The 16291-nt window shown below is 72.7% G+C and carries 13 protein-coding genes, 1 tRNA gene and 1 riboswitch; of the genes, 8 read left to right on the top strand and 6 right to left on the bottom strand.

Translation table 11 applies throughout. The features are described 5' to 3' along the window. Positions 1–23 precede the first annotated feature (23 nt). Together AC068B_RS34295 and AC068B_RS34290 are read right to left on the bottom strand one after the other, a co-directional pair. On the bottom strand, positions 24–443 hold the full coding sequence (locus AC068B_RS34295; protein ID WP_478675432.1) for an ANTAR domain-containing protein: 420 nt from the start codon (positions 441–443) through the stop codon (positions 24–26). A gap of 73 nt (positions 444–516) precedes the next feature. Next, on the bottom strand, positions 517–1062 hold the full coding sequence (locus tag AC068B_RS34290) for a YceI family protein (protein WP_478675431.1): 546 nt from the start codon (positions 1060–1062) through the stop codon (positions 517–519). 302 nt (positions 1063–1364) lie between these two features. Between AC068B_RS34290 and AC068B_RS34285 the strand changes: the two genes are divergently transcribed. From AC068B_RS34285 to AC068B_RS34260, 6 genes are all read left to right on the top strand, one after another. Beyond that, the gene (locus AC068B_RS34285) at positions 1365–2213 is read left to right on the top strand and encodes a glycosyltransferase family 2 protein (protein WP_478675538.1); all 849 of its coding nucleotides are present in this window, start codon (positions 1365–1367) and stop codon (positions 2211–2213) included. Positions 2214–2313: 100 nt separating this feature from the next. Beyond that, positions 2314–3543: an alginate lyase family protein gene (locus AC068B_RS34280; RefSeq protein ID WP_478675430.1), complete on the top strand. Its 1230-nt coding sequence runs from the start codon at positions 2314–2316 to the stop codon at positions 3541–3543. Positions 3544–3589: 46 nt separating this feature from the next. After that, positions 3590–3663: transfer RNA gene (locus AC068B_RS34275), tRNA-Met, on the top strand. A gap of 142 nt (positions 3664–3805) precedes the next feature. After that, a complete protein-coding gene (locus AC068B_RS34270) occupies positions 3806–5020 on the top strand; it encodes a PP2C family protein-serine/threonine phosphatase (protein ID WP_478675429.1) in 1215 nt (404 codons plus the stop codon). A 221-nt stretch (positions 5021–5241) separates the two neighbouring features. Further along, positions 5242–5389, top strand: a riboswitch (cyclic di-AMP (ydaO/yuaA leader). Between the two features lie 11 nt (positions 5390–5400). Continuing rightward, positions 5401–6474 (top strand): M23 family metallopeptidase, encoded by a 1074-nt coding sequence (locus AC068B_RS34265; protein ID WP_468565400.1) that lies wholly within the window; start codon positions 5401–5403, stop codon positions 6472–6474. A gap of 67 nt (positions 6475–6541) precedes the next feature. Continuing rightward, positions 6542–7486, top strand: coding sequence for an aldo/keto reductase (locus AC068B_RS34260; RefSeq protein ID WP_478675428.1), 945 nt, complete (start codon positions 6542–6544; stop codon positions 7484–7486). 3 nt (positions 7487–7489) lie between these two features. Here AC068B_RS34260 and AC068B_RS34255 read toward each other — a convergent pair whose 3' ends face one another. From AC068B_RS34255 to AC068B_RS34240, 4 genes are all read right to left on the bottom strand, one after another. Next, on the bottom strand, positions 7490–8893 hold the full coding sequence (locus AC068B_RS34255; protein ID WP_478675427.1) for a PrsW family intramembrane metalloprotease: 1404 nt from the start codon (positions 8891–8893) through the stop codon (positions 7490–7492). Between the two features lie 43 nt (positions 8894–8936). After that, entirely contained in the window at positions 8937–9776 is an 840-nt protein-coding gene (gene trmB, locus AC068B_RS34250) for a tRNA (guanosine(46)-N7)-methyltransferase TrmB (protein ID WP_478675426.1), read from the bottom strand. Positions 9777–10394: 618 nt separating this feature from the next. Next, complete coding sequence (gene lhgO, locus AC068B_RS34245) at positions 10395–11624, bottom strand: L-2-hydroxyglutarate oxidase (RefSeq protein ID WP_478675425.1); 1230 nt, start codon at positions 11622–11624, stop codon at positions 10395–10397. 174 nt (positions 11625–11798) lie between these two features. Then, on the bottom strand, positions 11799–13247 hold the full coding sequence (locus AC068B_RS34240) for an MFS transporter (protein ID WP_478675424.1): 1449 nt from the start codon (positions 13245–13247) through the stop codon (positions 11799–11801). Between the two features lie 801 nt (positions 13248–14048). On the opposite strand from AC068B_RS34240, the gene AC068B_RS34235 reads away from it, so the two are divergent. Both AC068B_RS34235 and AC068B_RS34230 read left to right on the top strand, forming a co-directional pair. Continuing rightward, positions 14049–14207 carry a hypothetical protein gene (locus AC068B_RS34235; protein WP_478675543.1) on the top strand — a complete coding sequence of 53 codons (159 nt, stop codon included), beginning with the start codon at positions 14049–14051 and terminating at the stop codon, positions 14205–14207. Next, positions 14134–16218 (top strand): asparagine synthase-related protein, encoded by a 2085-nt coding sequence (locus tag AC068B_RS34230; RefSeq protein ID WP_478675423.1) that lies wholly within the window; start codon positions 14134–14136, stop codon positions 16216–16218. The genes AC068B_RS34235 and AC068B_RS34230 overlap by 74 nt, the downstream gene beginning before the upstream one ends. The last annotated feature ends 73 nt before the right edge of the window (positions 16219–16291 follow it).

The raw sequence follows: 16291 nt of genomic DNA, 5'->3' as shown, positions 1-16291 counted from the left end.
TTCCCCCGCGGTCCGGGGGCGGCTCATCGTTCCGCGGCGTGTCGGGCGAGGGACTGCCGCAGTTGCGCGGCGATGCGCGGGGAGACCGGCCCGTCGGCGGTGCTGGCCACCACCATCTCCGCGACGAGGCGCAGCCGGGTGTTGGTGCGCTGGGAGGTGTCCACCAGTACCTTCCAGGCGCCTTGGGCCCCATGGGCGCCCGCGGCCATCAGCACGCCGCGGGCCTGGTCCACCACGGGGCGTCCGGCGAGCGCCTTGTGCAGCTGCGCGTTCTCGCGGCGCAGCGCCTCGACCTCCGCCCGTGCCCGGCTGGTGCGCTGTCGGTAATCGATGGCCAGCTGGTGACTCACGTCGAAGGCCTGATGGGCCCGCACCATGAGGAGAATGGCGCATTCTCGGGTGGAATCGACCTGTTTCAGCAGAACACTCGCGTCTACCGCCATGGGGGGAGGCTGCCCGAACCCCGCACTTTCAAGGCAGGCGCCGGGCGGCAACCGGAAGAAGCCATGGCGGCCGTCACGGGCGGCGGACCGCGGCGATCTCGAACTCCACCGTCACCTGCGAACCGACGAAGAGCGTGTCCACCGGGTTCGCCTTCACGCCCCAGTCCTTGCGGTTGATCAGGACGCTGCCCTTGAAGCCGACCCTGACGTCGCCCTGCGGGTCGCTCTCGCCGCCCGTCGACTCGACGGCCAGGGTGAGCGCCTTCGTCGTGCCGCGCATGGTCAGGTCGCCGGTGACCTCGAAGTGGGTGTCGTCGACCTGCCGCACCTCGGTCGAGGTGAAGGTGATGTCCGGGTGGTTCTTGATGTCCAGGAACTTGGCGCGCACCGGGTTGTCGCGGAACTTGTTGTGGCTCTGGATGCTCTCCGACTTGATCGTGAGCTGGATGCCGGACTTCTCGGGGTTGTCGCCGTCCAGCCGTGCGCTTCCGTCGAACTCCTCGAAGAGGCCGTGGACATGGGGGCCCACCGCGTGGCGGGCGACGAAGCCGATCCGGGTGCGGGCGGTGTCGAGGACGTACTCGCCGCTCAGTTCGCTGAGCTCGGTGATGGCTGACATTGCGTGGTCACTCCCGGAGAGAAAGAGGCAGTGAGCGTTCGGCGCAACCGGTCACTGGATGGCGTCGTGGGTTTCCCGACGATACCGCCGCAGGCCATGTGTGCTCGGGCTGCTCAAGCGCCAACCCAGCCCGAATCAAGTCGTGTTGCAGAGGCCACTGTGGGCGCAGGTCCGGTTCCGCGTCCTGCGCCGATTTCGGCTCGGCGGGGCGTCGTGGTGTTGACTGTTCCGCTTCCCGCACCCCGCACGTCAGGAGCCTCACCGTGCCGCAGCCGCCGCGCCTGGGCGTCGCCATCATCACGATGGGCAACCGCCCCCGAGAGCTCGACGCCCTGCTCGCGTCCGTGGCCATGCAGGACGTGCCCGCGGACCGCGTCGTCCTCGTCGGCAACGGCTCGCCGCTGCCCGGACTCCCCGCCCTGCCCGGCGAGGTGACGGCCGTCGAGCTCGACGAGAACCTCGGCTGCCCGGGCGGCCGCAACGTCGCCATCGAGCGGCTCACGGACTTCGGCGACGTGGACGTCGTCATCGAACTCGACGACGACGGCCTGCTCGTCGACACCGACGTCTTCCGCCGGATCCGCGACCTGTTCGCCGCCGACCCGCGCCTCGGCATCGTCGGTTTCCGCATCGCCGACGAGCACGGCGAGACCCAGCGCCGCCACATCCCGCGGCTGCGCGCCACCGACCCGATGCGCCGGGGCCCGGTGACCGCCTTCCTCGGCGGCGGCCACGCCCTGTCCACGGCCATGCTGGCCCGCACCGGCACCTGGCCCGCCCAGTTCTTCTTCGGGCACGAGGAGACCGACCTGGCCTGGCGGGCCGTCGACGACGGCTGGACGATCCTCTACGAACCCGCCCTGCTGCTCCAGCACCCCAAGACCTCCCCGGCCCGGCACGCCGTCTACTACCGCAACACCGCCCGCAACCGCGTCTGGCTGGTCCGCCGCAACCTCCCCCTGCCGCTGATCCCGGTGCACCTGGGCATCTGGACCCTCCTCACCCTCCTGCGCACCCGCTCGCTGCCGGGGCTGCGGGCCTGGGCCGCGGGATTCGCCGAGGGGGTGCGGACGCCGTGCGGCGGGCGCAAGCCCATGCGGTGGCGCACCGTCTGGCGGCTGACGCGGCTGGGCAGGCCCCCGGTGATCTGACCCGAACGGCTCACTCAGGTCGCGCGCGGGCCGGGGCCGCGGGTCACGCTGGACTGCCAGTTGCCGTCGGGAGGCCGACGGCGCAGCGGGAGGTGCGGTGATGGCAGCAACGGTCCGTCGACGGCGGCAGCGCGTACTCGTGCTGCTCGTCGCACCGCTTCTCGTCGGCCTCGCCGCGGCCTGCGGAGGTGGTGGCTCCGGTGGGGACGGCACGCGTACGGCCGCGGCCCGCCCCCTCGACCGGGCCTTCGAGCACCCCGGCGTCCTGGTCGGCAAGGAGCAGCTCGACCGGGTCCGCGCGCACGTCAGGGCGCGGGAGCAGCCGTGGTTCGCGGCGTACGAGCAGATGCGGGCCAGCAAGTACGCGGCCGACGACTACACGGCGAGGCCGTACGCCGTCGTGGAGTGTCCGCCCGACACCCGCCCCGGCCGGGGGTGCGTGGAGGAGCGTGAGGACGCGCTGGCCGCGTACACGCACGCCCTGCTCTGGAACATCACCGGCGAGCGCGCGCACGCCGAGAAGGCCGTGCAGATCATGGACGCCTGGTCGAAGGTGATCACCGGGCACACCGAGGAGAACGCCGGGCTGCAGACCGGCTGGGCCGCCTCGTCCTGGGCGCGGGCCGCCGAGGCCGTGCGCTACACGTACGACGGCTGGCCCGACGGGCAGCTCCTGCGCTTCGAACGGATGCTGCGCAACGCCTACCTGCCCCAGGTCAGGGACGGGTCCGTCGAGCGCAACGGCAACTGGGACCTGGTGATGGCCGACGCCACCATGAGCATGGCCGTCTTCCTCGACGACCACGCCACGTTCGAGAAGGCCGTGGGGCACTTCAGGACGCGGGTGCCCGCGTACTTCTATCTGAAGTCGGACGGGAAGCTGCCCGTCTCCCCGGCGGGCAGTGCCATCGACACCGCCACCGAGCTGAAGAAGTACTGGTTCGGGCAGGGCACGTACGCCGACGGGCTCTCCCAGGAGACCTGCCGCAACTTCAAGCACGCCAGCTACTCGCTCGCCGCCACCTCGCACATGGCGGAGACCGCCTGGCACCAGGGCGTCGACCTGTACGGGGAGGTCAGGGACCGGCTGCGGGCCGCCTTCGAGTTCCACTCCAAGTACCAGCTGGGCGCGAAGGCGCCGGAGTGGCTGTGCGGCGGCAAGGTGGAGCGCGACATGGGGCCCGACACGGAGGTCGGCCTGAACCATCTGCGGGGGCGGCTGAAGCTGGAGATGCCGCAGACCGAGAAGTACACGGAGCAGCGGCGGCCCGAGGGGACCGACGGCCTCTTCGTGGCCTGGGAGACCCTCACGCACGCGGGCAGCGCCTAAGTGGTTCGACGCACCCCTTCGGATGGCGTAGAGTTGTGTTCATCGCCGCGGGGTGGAGCAGCTCGGTAGCTCGCTGGGCTCATAACCCAGAGGTCGCAGGTTCAAATCCTGTCCCCGCTACTGATGACCGATGGCCCGGAACCATGATTCATGGTTCCGGGCCATCGGCGTTTTCCGCCCGGATCCTCCCGCCCGGACCGCTCGCCGCTCACCCGGTCGGCCCACACCAGGTCGCACCCGCCCGCCGCTGCGGGAACCCTGAATGCAGCGCGGTGATGGGTGCGGATTCGGCGGGAGACAAGCGGTGGGGCAGCGAGGAGGACCCGACGAGAGCGGGGCCAGGGGGGCCAGTGGGGCCACCGGGCCCGAGCGGGCCTTCGTCCGCTCCCTGCCGCTCCTGCTCCTCGTCGTCGGTGCCGTGTACGACGCGGTGACCCCCGCGGAGTTCACCGCGGCCCCCCTCTTCACGGCCGCCCCGCTGATCGCCGCCCCCTTCTACTCACGGCTCAACACCGTCCTGACCGGCGCGGCGGCCACCTGCGCCGTCCTCCTCCTGCACTACAGCAGCGCCGTCAACAGCCATGTCGAGGCCGTCACCGAGGTGGTCACCGTGGTGACCGTCGCCGGTCTCGCGATCGTCATCAACCGCGTCGTGCGCCGCAGCAACGACCGGCTCGCCATCGCCCGCTCCATCTCGGAAGCCACCCAGCGCGCCGTGCTGCCCACGCCGGACCCGCGCATCGGCGGGCTCGACATCGCGGCGCGGTACGAGGCCGCGCAGGCCGACGCGTTCATCGGGGGCGATCTGTACGCGGTGCAGGACACCCCGCACGGCGTACGGCTCATCGTCGGCGACGTACGGGGCAAGGGCATGGGCGCGGTCGCGGCCGTCGCCGTCGTCATCGGCGCCTTCCGGGAGGCCGCCGAGCAGGAGGCCACCCTGGAGGCGGTCGCGCAGCGCCTGGAGCGGGCGCTCGCGCGCGAGGGCACCCGGCGCGACGGGCTCGACGCGTTCGAGGGGTTCACGACCGCCGTCCTCGCCGAGATCCGGCACGGCGAGGGCTCCGTGCGGCTCATCAACCGCGGGCACCCGCCGCCGCTGCTGCTGCGCGGCGACGGGCGGCTCTGCGTCCTGTCGGCGACCGAACCCGCGCTGCCGCTCGGCATGGGCGATCTGGGGGCCTGGCCGGACCGTGCGGACGAGACGGAGCTGCCGCCCGGCGCGCTGCTGCTCTTCTACACGGACGGCCTCTCGGAGGCGCGGGACGCGGCGGGGGAGTTCTACGATCCCGCGACCCGGCTCGGCGGGCGGATCTTCCCGGGCCGCGGCGGCCCGCACGCGCTCCTCGCCGCGCTCGCGGGGGAGGTGCGGCGGCACACCGGGGGCGGGATGACGGACGACATGGCGCTGCTCGCGGTGCGGCGACCCGCTGCCGGGGATCCGGACGTCACGACCGACGTTACGGCCGGTAACTGAAGTGCACCGCTCCGCATAACATCTGACGCACTGTCAAGGGAATGTGAAGCTCCGGTGTTTAAAGAGATGGGGTCAACTCGCCCCGTTCCGCACCCTCGTGTCCCGGTACGTACAGCCGATGAGCGTTAACGATCAACCGGAACGGCTTGGAATACCGACCCGCTGTCTATTAACGTTCGATAACGCAGCGCGGTCGTCCCAGCCGTCACTCGAGTCGGCTCCGCGCGCACGCGCCTAATCCCGAAAGGGAGCCGGGGAACCACCAACATGGGGTGAATCGGGCAGCTGTGCATCCGTGCCAGATGCTCGTAGGAGACCTTCCTGCTCCGAACCCGTCAGCTAACCCGGTAGGCGAGAAGGAAGGAAAGGAGTGCGCCCCAGTGGCGTCCAACCGGCCTGCCCCCCAAGCCGTGTACGTACCGAATGACGACGACTTCGGCTCGTACGACGAGGGCTCCTTCGAAGAGTGGAACCCCACCGAGGAGTCCGTCCGTCCCGTCCGCGGCAGGCACCGTGTGCACAAGAAGAGCGGCGGCGGGCTCGCCCGCAGCTCCACCGTGCTCGGCGTGGGCGTCATCGCCGCCGTCGGCGCGGGCGGCATCGCCACCGCGCAGGACGGCAAGCCGCCGGTCTCCATATCGATGCCCGACCTCGGCGTCGTCACGGACTCGCTGCCCGAGGCCAAGTCCCTTCCTGGCGTGGGTTCCCTGATATCCGGCGACGACACGTCGGACGCCACGACCACCGCGGCCGCCGCGGCCCCGCTCACCGCCGCCGGTGTCAGCGCCGCCGACGCCGAGCAGGGCAACACCCATGCGGGCGAGGCCCTGCGCGCCCGCATCATGCAGCAGGCCGAGAACCAGCAGGACCAGGCGGACACCGCCGTGCGGACCGCCGCCGAGGACGCCGCCGCCAAGAAGGCGGGCGAAGAGGCGGACGCCCAGCGCAAGGCCGCCGAGAAGGAAGCGGACGCCAAGGCGGCCGCCAAGAAGAAGAAGGAGGAGGAGGCCCGGAAGGCCAAGGCCGAGGCCGCGCGCCTGGCCAAGCTCGCCAAGAGCTACGTCATCCCCACCTCCTCGTACACCCTCACCTCGCACTTCGGTGACGCCGGATCCATGTGGTCCTCCGGCCACCACACCGGCCTTGACTTCGCGGCGCCCACGGGCACCCCGCTCAAGGCCGTGCACACCGGCACCGTCAAGGAGGCCGGTTGGGCGGGTGCGTACGGCTACCGCACCGTGCTCGAACTCGAGGACGGCACGGAGATCTGGTACTGCCACCAGTCCTCGCTCAACGTCAGCGCGGGCCAGAAGGTCTCCACGGGCGACGTCATCGGCCGCGTCGGCGCGACCGGCAACGTCACGGGCCCGCACCTCCACATGGAGGTCCACACGGCCGACGGCACCGGCATCGACCCGCTCGGCTGGCTGCAGGGCAAGGGCCTCAACCCCTGATTCCTCACCCCCGATTCCGGTGTGCCCTGCACGGAATTCCGTCCGGGGCGGGGGCGTTGAGGAGCGTATGACTCCTCTTCGCCCACTCGGCTCATCCGACCTCGAAGTCTTCCCGCTCTCCCTGGGCGGCAACGTCTTCGGCTGGACCGCGGACCGGGCGGCGTCCTTCGCCGTCCTCGACGCCTACACCGCGGCGGGCGGCAACTTCATCGACACCGCCGACGCGTACACGGCCTGGGTGGACGGCAACAAGGGCGGCGAGTCCGAGACCCTCATCGGCGAGTGGCTGGCCGAGCGAGGCAACCGCTCCGACGTCGTCGTGGCCACCAAGGTCGGCGCCCACCCCGAGTACAAGGGCCTGTCCGCCGCGACCATCAAGGGCGCCGCCGACGCGTCCCTGCGACGCCTCGGCACCGACTACATCGACCTCTACTACACGCACTTCGACGACACGTCCGTGCCCGTGGAGGAGATCATCGGCGCGCTCGACGAGCTGGTGCGGGCGGGCAAGGTGCGCGCCATCGCCGCCTCCAACATCTCCCCCGAGCGGCTCCAGGAGTCCCTCGACCTCTCCGACCGCGAGGGCCTCGCGCGCTACGTCGCGCTGCAGCCGCACTACAACCTCGTCTCCCGGGACACCTACGAGGGCCCCCTCCAGGAGGTCGCCTCCCGCTCCGGCCTCGCGGCCGTCCCCTACTTCGGGCTCGCGGCGGGCTTCCTCACCGGCAAGTACCGCGCGGGCGCACACGTCGAGAGTGCGCGGTACTCGCGCGTCGAGGCGTACGTGGGGACCGAGCGGGGCGACCGCGTCCTCACCGCCCTCGACGAGATCGCGCAGGCCCACGGCGCACAGGTGCCGACCGTGGCACTGGCCTGGCTCGCGGCCCAGCCCACCGTGGCCGCGCCGATCGCTTCCGCGCGCACGGTGGAGCAGCTGCCCGCGCTGCTCGCGGTGGCCGACCTGGACCTGACGGACGCCGACCTCTCGGCGCTGAACACGGCCTCCGCGTAGGCCCTAGGGGCGGTAGGGGTTGTGGTACGCAGTCGGGTAGCCGTAGGCCGGGTAGGGCTGCGGCTGCCCGTAGGGGAGGGGCGGCGCCGGATGGCCGTAGGGGAAGGGTGGCGCAGGATGGCCGTACCCCCCATACCCGCCATAGCCCCCATACCCGCCATAGCCCCCGTACGGCATTGAGGGCACGACCGGCGCTGTCGCCTGTGCCGCGTACGCGAGGGCGGGGCGGGCCGGTTCGCGGCGCTCCCAGAGCTTTTCGAGGAGCTCCCGTTCGCGTACGACGAAGTCGGCCCCGGCCCGGCCGCGGCGGCCCCGGTGGCGCAGGAACGCGAGCGACGTCGCGTACATCTGGTACTCCGCGACCGTGCGGGCCGCGGGCTTGCCCCAGGTGTACGAGGCGTAGTCGCGGGCCAGTGAGCGGGCGCGCATCGAGCCGAGCGCGAACGGCTCGGACGGGGTGAGCCAGCCCGCCGCCGCGTACACGGGCAGCTCTTCGCGGATCGTGCGCAGCTCGCGCTGCCGGGTCCAGATGGCCAGCCAGGTCAGCAGGCCGAACGCCGGGAGCATGAAGAGGGCGTACACGGTGAAGAAGCCGAACTGACCGAAGACCGCGGAGCCGTTCCACAGCGCGTGCATGCCCATCGCGAGCAGCAGCCCGCCGAGCGGGAGCAGCACGCGGCGCAGGAGCTGCCGCTCGGCGGAGAGCGCGGCGATGCCGAAGCCGATGCCGGTCAGGACCGTGAACAGCGGGTGCGCGAAGGGCGACATGACGACGCGTACGAAGAAGGTCGCGGCCGTCACGGAGGCGAGGCCGCTCTCGCGGCTGAGCTGGTCGGTGACGAAGGCGTTGCCCAGATAGAGGATGTTCTCGGTGAACGCGAACCCGGTCGCGGTCACCCCCGCTATGACGACGCCGTCGACGATGCCCGTGAAGTCGCGTCTGCGGAAGAGGAAGACGAGGAGCACGGCCGCGGCCTTGGCGCTCTCCTCGACGATCGGGGCGATGACGGTCGCGCCGAGGGTGTCCGCGCTGCCTGGGTCGGCGGTGGCGGTGGCTATCCAGCGGATCGCGAAGCTGTTCGCCACGATCGCGACGAGTGCGGCGGCGCAGGCTCCCCAGGAGAAGGAGAAGAGCAGGTTCCGCCAGGGGCCCGGTGCCACCCGGTCCAGCCAGCGGAACGCGGCGACGAGGAGCGGCACGGGCACGGTCGCGAGGCCGAGCCCGACGAGGAAGCCCTCGGTGCCGGTCTGCTCCCGCACCAGGGCGAGGATCACCAGGCCGGAGAGGGCGAGCAGCGTGACGAGCGCGGCCACGCGTATCGCGCGCCGCTGCCACCAGCGGACACGGCGGAGCTCCCTCGGGGCGGGTGCCTCGGGGGGTATCGGATACGGAGAACCGGTGGCCACGTCGTCGACCCTAACGAGGGATGGGGGTGGCCGCGACGGTGCCTCAGTCCTGCGCGGTCGCCGTGGTGGGGGCGACGCGTCGGAACAGCAGGTCGTGGACGACGTGGCCCTTGTCCAGGCCCTGGCCCTCGAAGCGGGTGCGGGGGCGGAAGTCGGGGCGCGGGGCGTACCCGCCGTCGGGCCGGGTGTTCTCGAAGTCGGGGTGCGCGGTGAGCACCTCGAGCATCTGCTCGGCGTACGGCTCCCAGTCGGTGGCGCAGTGCAGCAGCGCACCGGGCTTGAGGGAGGGCGCGGCCAGCGTCAGGAACTCGGGCTGGATGAGACGGCGCTTGTGGTGCCGGGCCTTGGGCCAGGGATCGGGGAAGTAGACGCGCAGCCCGTCGAGCGACTCCGGCGGCAGCATCTCCCGGAGCAGAATGATCGCGTCCCCGTTGGCCACGCGGACGTTGGTCAGACCGGCGCGCTCGGCGAGGCCGAGGAGGTTGCCCTGACCGGGTGTGTGCACGTCGACGGCGAGGATGCCGGTGTCCGGGTCGGCGGCGGCCATCTTCGCGGTGGCCTCGCCCATGCCGAAGCCGATCTCCAGCACGATGGGCAGCCCGGGGCGCGGCCCCTGCTCGTCGCCGAACAGCTCGGCGAGGTCGAGGGTGCGCAGACCGTCGATGTCCAGCCCCCACTGGGGCCAGAGCCGCAGCAGGGCGTCCCCCTGACTGGTGGTGACCCGGCTGCGCCGGGGCTGGAAGCTACGAATCCGCCGCTCGTGATGCGACCCGGCGGGATCGGGCGAGGGCCCCCCAGGAAACCTGGGCGCAGCCTGCGAACGCCCACCCGACCGGGCGGCGGGGGCGTCGGGAGCATCGGCGTTACGGGGAGAGTCAGACACAGTGCGGCAATTTTACGGGGCGGGGGCGGGTGGCGTGCGCCGTGTGAGGGGGCGGGGGGCGGCGGCAGCGCTGAGCGCTGGGCGCAGGTGGCGTCTTTAGGGGCGCGGGGAACTGCGCGCTCAGCCGAGTCGGGCCCGCAGCCGAGCGTGAGAGCGGCTGTCTCGTGAGGGTGACGGGGCGGGGCGGTGGTTTGTCAGGGGCGCGGGGAACTGCGCGCTCAGCCGAGTCGGGCCCGCAGCCGAGCGTGAGAGCGGCTGGCTCGTGAGGGTGACGGGGCAGGGCGGCGGGGTGCGGGCGGTGGTTTGTCAGGGGCGCGGGGAACTGCGCGCTCAGCCGAGTCCGGTCCGCAGCCGAGCGTGAGAGCGGCTGGCTCGTGAGGGTGACGGGGCAGGGCGGTGGTTTGTCAGGGGCGCGGGGAACTGCGCGCTCAGCCGAGTCCGGTCCGCAGCCGAGCGTGAGAGCAGCCGTCCCGTGAGGGTGACGGCGCCGAGCGGCAGGGCGCGGGCGGTGGTTTGTCAGGGGCGCGGGGAACTGCGCGACCAGCCCAGTACAGCCCGCAGACGAGGACCGCGCCGCCGCCCGCAGGGCCACGCCCAGGAACCGGCACCGTCAGCCACTCACCCCGCCCCGCCGCGCGCCAAGCGCAACGCCTCGAAGGCCCGCCGAGCAACCTCCCTGCCGATGGGCAGGGACGCCGTCGCGGCAGGCGAAGGCGCGTTCAGGACGTGGACCGCCCGCGCCCCCTCCCGTATGAGGAAGTCGTCGACCAGCGTGCCGTCACGCAGGACGGCCTGCGCCCGCACCCCCGCAGGCGCGGGGACCAGGTCGTCGGGCCGGACCGCGGGCAGCAGCCTGCGCACCGCGTCCGTGAAGGCGGACTTGGACGCGGACCGGCGCAGCTCCCCCGCCCCGTACCGCCAGTGCCGGCGCGCCATGTGCCAGGAGCCGGGCCAGCCGACGGTCCCGGCGAGCTCGCGGGGCCGGACGACCGACCAGTCGTACCCCTCGCGGGCCAGCGCGGGGACCGCGTTCGGCCCCACGTGGACGCCGCCGTCGATGCCCCGGGTGAGGTGGACGCCGAGGAAAGGGAAGGCCGGGTCGGGCACGGGATAGACGAGGCCGCGCACCAGCTCGGGACGGGCCAGCTCGAAGTACTCACCCCGGAACGGCACGATCCGCATCCCCGGGTCGTCCCCCGTGAGCCGCGCGATCCCGTCGCAGTGCAGCCCCGCGCAGTTCACCAGGACCCTGCCGCGCACCACGGAGCCGTCGGCGGTGCGGACGGCGACGCCACGGTCCGCGCGGCGGTCGATCTGGACGACCTCGCCCCCCGCCCCGTACCGGATCTCGGCCCCGGAGGCGTCGGCAAGGCGCTCCGCCACCGCGCTGTAGTCGCACACCCCGGTCGTGCCCACGTGGATGGCGGCGAGGCCGCGGACCTCCGGCTCGTACTCCGTGATCTGGGCGGGGCCGAGCTCGCGCACCGGAATGCCGTTCTCCCTGCCGCGCTGGACCAGGGAGTGCAGACGCGGGAGCTCCGCCCGCTCGGTGGCGACGATCAGCTTGCCGGTGACCTCGTGCGCCACCCCGTACTCCGCGCAGAACTTGACCATCTCGGCGGCGCCACGGACCGCGTACCTCGCCTTGAGGGAGCCCGGGCGGTAGTAGATCCCGCTGTGGATCACGCCGCTGTTGCGGCCCGTCTGGTGGCGGGCCGGGCCCGGCTCCTTCTCCAGGACGGTGACCCGGGTGCCGGGGGTGGCGCGCGTGAGGGCATACGCCGTCGCGAGCCCGACGATCCCGCCGCCGATCACCAGCACATCGCAGTCGTACGCGACCTTCTTCACCGCGCCTCACCTCCCACCCTCAGATACTGCCCTGCGCCACTGACAACGCCGCCAAACCTCGGGCGCCGGATCCTTTCCGCCCCTTAACTCGCGCCCACCCGTGCGTTCACCACGTCGCGGCCCGGACGGGGCGGCGGGCGGACGAGCGGGCCGGAGGACGGGCCTCGGCCCCCCCTACGCCGGAGCCATCAGCAGGGGCCGGGCCCGCTCGCGCAGCTCGACCACCCGGGGCTCGTCCCCGTACGGCTCCAGTCGGTGCAGCAGATCCTTCACGTACTCCGTGGTCCGCGCGGACGAGATCCGCCCGGCGACCTCCAGCGCCCGCGTCCCCTGCTCGCACGCCGCGTCGAGGTTCCCGGACTCCAGCTCGGCGACCGCCGACACCACGAGCCGCAGGCCGTGCGACCGCACGAACTCCTCCGTGGGGCGGGACAGCGCCTGCTCCGTGAAGCGCCGCACCTGCCGGGGGGCCTTCAGGTCGCGGTAGCACTCGGCGGCGTCGGCGGCGAAGCGGTCGTAGGAGTAGAAGCCGAGCCAGGTGGGGTCGTGGTCGCCGTCACGGGCCCGCTCCAGCCAGCCCTCGGCGGCCCGCAGCGCCGCGCCCGCCGCGTGCGCGTCGTTGGCACGCGCGTGTGCCCGTGCCTCGACGAGGCGGAAGAAGCTCATCGTGCGCGCGGTGGCCAGGCCCCTGTTCCGTTCAAGGGCGGCCTGTGCGAGGTCGACTCCCTCGTCCCCGAAGCCGCGGTAGGTGGCCTGGAGGGACATGGACGCGAGAACGTACCCCCCGAGGGGGACGTCCGCGGCCGCACGCGCGAGCCGCAGTGCCTGGATGTAGTAGCGCTGGGCGGCCTCCTGCTGGCCCGTGTCGAAGGCCATCCACCCGGCGAGGCGGGTCAGTTCGGCCGACGCTCCGAAGAGGGCGCGTCCCACCTCGTCGGAGTAGGAACCGAGCAGCAGCGGGGCCGCCTCGACGCGCAGGCACTCCGGGACCATCGAGGAACGCCAGTCCCCGCCGCCGTACTTGGAGTCCCAGCGGCGCGCGTCCTCGGCGGCCTCCCGCAGCTTCAGTACGTCGCTGTGGCCCACCTTCATCGGCGCGCCGCCGTCGTCGGCGTGCACGGTGTCGCGCGGTGCTTCGCGGGTGACGTCACGTGCGACGGAGCTGTCGGCGGGGGTTATCAGCCAGCGCGATGCGGGCGTCGCATAGGCACTGACGGCGAAGGACCCGGCAAGCGACTGCCAGATCCCGCCGCTGCCCGCGCGGCGGCCCGCCAGATCGAGGCGGTAGAGCTCGGTCGCGGACTTCACCGCCGCCCCCACGTCGCGCGGGAAGGCGAGGCCCACCTCAGGCGCGGGGTCGGCGTCCGCGAGGCCGATCTCGTGCAGTGGCACCGGGCGGCCGAGTTTCTGTCCGATCGCCGCCGCGATCAGGTGCGGGGCGGCGCCCTGCGGCACCATGCCCTTGGACACCCAGCGCGCCACTGATGTCTTGTCGTAACGGAGCGTCAACCCGCGTTGTGCGCCGAGGTCGTTGACCCGGCGGGCGAGTCCCGCATTGCTGATTCCCGCGAGGGCGAGAACGGTGCCGAGCTTTTCGTTCGGCCCGCGTTGCTCCCTGGACATGCGCCACCCCTCGACACAGACGGCTGCCGGGCAGTGGCTGGACCGCTCGCGGCATTCGTGCTGCGTTCCCCCGGGGGCGGTGGCCGGAATGGCGGCCGCAAGAGCGTTTGGCCGATCCTCCAGGTATATGCCTCCGCGAAAACAACAGCACACACAGCGTAGTTCGCCGCATCCCAAGCGTTAAGAGGCCCAGTTCCGGATGGCGAGATTGTTGTCCGTGCGTAGGTACTTCGACGGCGATGCGTGCCCCCGCCGTGTGGCCGTGCGCCCGTGCGTGCGCTCTTCTCCGGCCATGACGGGAACGGTTCCATTGGCGATGCGTGGGTCGGCCCGCTGCGCTGGAGTCAGTGGGCTGGGGGACACCGCCGCCTCCATCCCCGCGGGCGGCGGACCGGTCCGGGAGGCGAACACCGCCTCCCGGGCTGTGTGTTGCCTTCGAACGGTTCCGTTCCGGGACCGCGGCAGGCCGATTTGGCCGAAAAGCACCCGTGTACAGAAACCGGCATATCGCCCAAGCCAGTGGTGTGCGCCTGCGCACAACGGCGGTTGCGCGTGCGCCCCGAGTGTGGTCTGCGCGTGCGCCCCGTGCGGCGTGTACGTGCGCCTGTGAAGATCGGCGCAGGGCGCCTCCGACACCTCCCCGGGTCTGCTCAGGGCCGTCTCCGACCCCGCTCCGGGGCTTCCCCGGAGCCTCTCCAAGGGGGAGGGCGACGTTCTGCTCTCAACTACCGCTCACCTGGGGCGCATTCCCGGGGCGCAAGCGGCCCCGTAGTCCTTCCCGCGCGCCTCCTTCGTGGCAGCATGGGACCCCAGTTCTTCGGTGCACTGATCGGCCGTGCCTGGCGGCGCTTCGCCGACGGCCCGTCCACAGCCTGTGGAGGCAGCGATGCGGTGGTTGGTGGGGTGGAGCAGTACCACCGCGAGATCCTCGGCGGTGGGCTCGGCCGGAGCCACCGGTGAGGACGGCGAGACCGTCCACCCCGTGGGCTCCCAGCTCCTGTGGGGCGACCCGAACCCCCTCTGGGCGGTCGGCGACTGGCGGGCCGACGAAGTACGGACAGTGACGGCCGACGAGCAGACCCGCATCGCGGTCCTCGGCACCTGCGGCGCCTCCGACGAGGAGCTCAGGGTCGGCCTCCTCGCCGCCCGCGGCGGCGCCCTGCGCCATCTGACCGCCTGGTCCGGCAGTTACACGGCGGTCGTCCAGGTCGGCCGCCGCGTCATGATCGCCGGTGACCTCGCAGGAGCCCGCCCGGTCTTCTACACCCCCTGGTCCGGCGGCACGGCCTACGCGACGGCCGCGCTGCCGCTGGCCGACCTCATCGAGGCCCACCTGGACATCGGCCACCTCGCGGCGCTGCTCGCCGCGCCGGACGTCCCCGAAGCGCTGCACGACTCGACCCCGTACCAGGGCGTGCGTCGCGTGCCCCCGGGGCATGCGCTGATCCTGCGCGCGGGCGCGCGGGAGATCGCCGGGTACGAACCGGTGGCCTCGCTTGCGGTCGCGGCGGCCCCCACCGACGCCGACAGCGCGGTGGACGGCGTCCGGGAAGCCCTCATCGACGCGGTACGCGCCCGCCTCACCGCACCCCGCCACGTGCCCGGCACGGACGTCGACCCCGGCCCGGTGCCCGGCATGGGCCCCGCCGAACGGCGCGCGGCCCGCGGCATGCCGGTGCCCGGCATCGGAGCCGACCTCTCCGGAGGACCCGCTTCGGGCACCCTCGCTCTCCTTGCGGCCGGTCTGCCCGGGATGCCCGGCACGGTGCTCGGCCACGGCACCGGCGCGGGCGAGCGGCTCCTCGCCGTCACCTTCAACGACCTCGCCATCAACGGCAGGGAGGCCGAACTGGAGCGGGCCGGTGCCATCGCGGCCAACCCGCGCCTGCACCACGTGGTCGTCGCGGCGGGCGAGGAGGCCCTGCCCTACGCCGACCTCGACGGCCCGCTGACGGACGAGCCGAGCGCCGTCCTGGTGGCCGCCCAGCGCCACCGCGCCCGGCTCTCCTCGGGCAGCGCCGACCACTTCACGGGCCACGGCGCCCGGCAGGTACTCGATGCCCACCCGGCCCGTCTCGCCGACCTCCTGATGGACCGCAAACGACGCCACATGGTGCGCCCCGTGGCGGCACTGGCGAAGGCCGACGGCTCGGTGATGGTCCCAGCGCGCGTGTACGGCGCGGCCCGCAAGCTCGCCCGCACACCGCACCGGGCAGGCGTCGAATCGCTCGCCGAGCGCCTACTGCAGCGCCGCTTCGACGAACCCGGCGGAGCCGTGGGGGCGTCGCTCGCCGCCCTGGCATGGGCCAGGCCAGGACCCGCGGCGCGCTGGCTCACCGGTGAGGCGCTCGCTGAAGTATCGGTTCGCCTCCAGGACACCACCATGCGTCCCGGCGGGCCCGGCCAGCGCCCCGGCGAGTTCCGCGCGCGGGCGGCCCTCGCCAGGCACGCCGCGGACCTGCGCCTCCTGGAACAGGCCGCCGAGGTGCGCTTCCAGCGCCTGCACGCCCCCTTCCTGGACAACCAGGTCGTCCGCGCCTGCCGGGCGCTCCCCGAAGCCCTGCGCGTGCAGCCCGGGGCGCGGGCCGCGATCCTGCGCACCGTCCTGGAAGGCGCCGGGGTCGCCGAACTGCCGCCCGGCTGGGGCGCCCCGTCCCACGCCTCGAACGCGGCGGCCGCCCGCACCGGGCTCCGCGTGGCGGTGGACGACCTCATCGCCCTCTTCGACACCCCGCTGCTCGCCCAGGCGGGCCTCGTCGAAGCCCGCGTGGTCCGCAAGGCCCTGCGCTCGGCCGCCGAGGGGGAACCGCTGCCGCTGGACGGCCTGGCCGACCTGGTCTCCACCGAGCTGTGGCTGCGGCGGCTCCTGTCGCGAAGAGGAACGTGCTGGACGGGGACTCCAGCACGGCAACGAGCTGTTCCCACTGGAAGTGTGGTCCCGCAGAGAGGGGCACTAGGAGCGGGGCGGTAGCGGCAGGACGGGGCAGTCTCTGGAGCCGGACGCCGGACCCGACAACGCGCCCCCGGAAAGAAAGCACGCGCCC

Source organism: Streptomyces sp. NPDC042371 (genome assembly GCF_056437465.1).
This window is presented reverse-complemented; position numbering and strand designations above follow the sequence as displayed.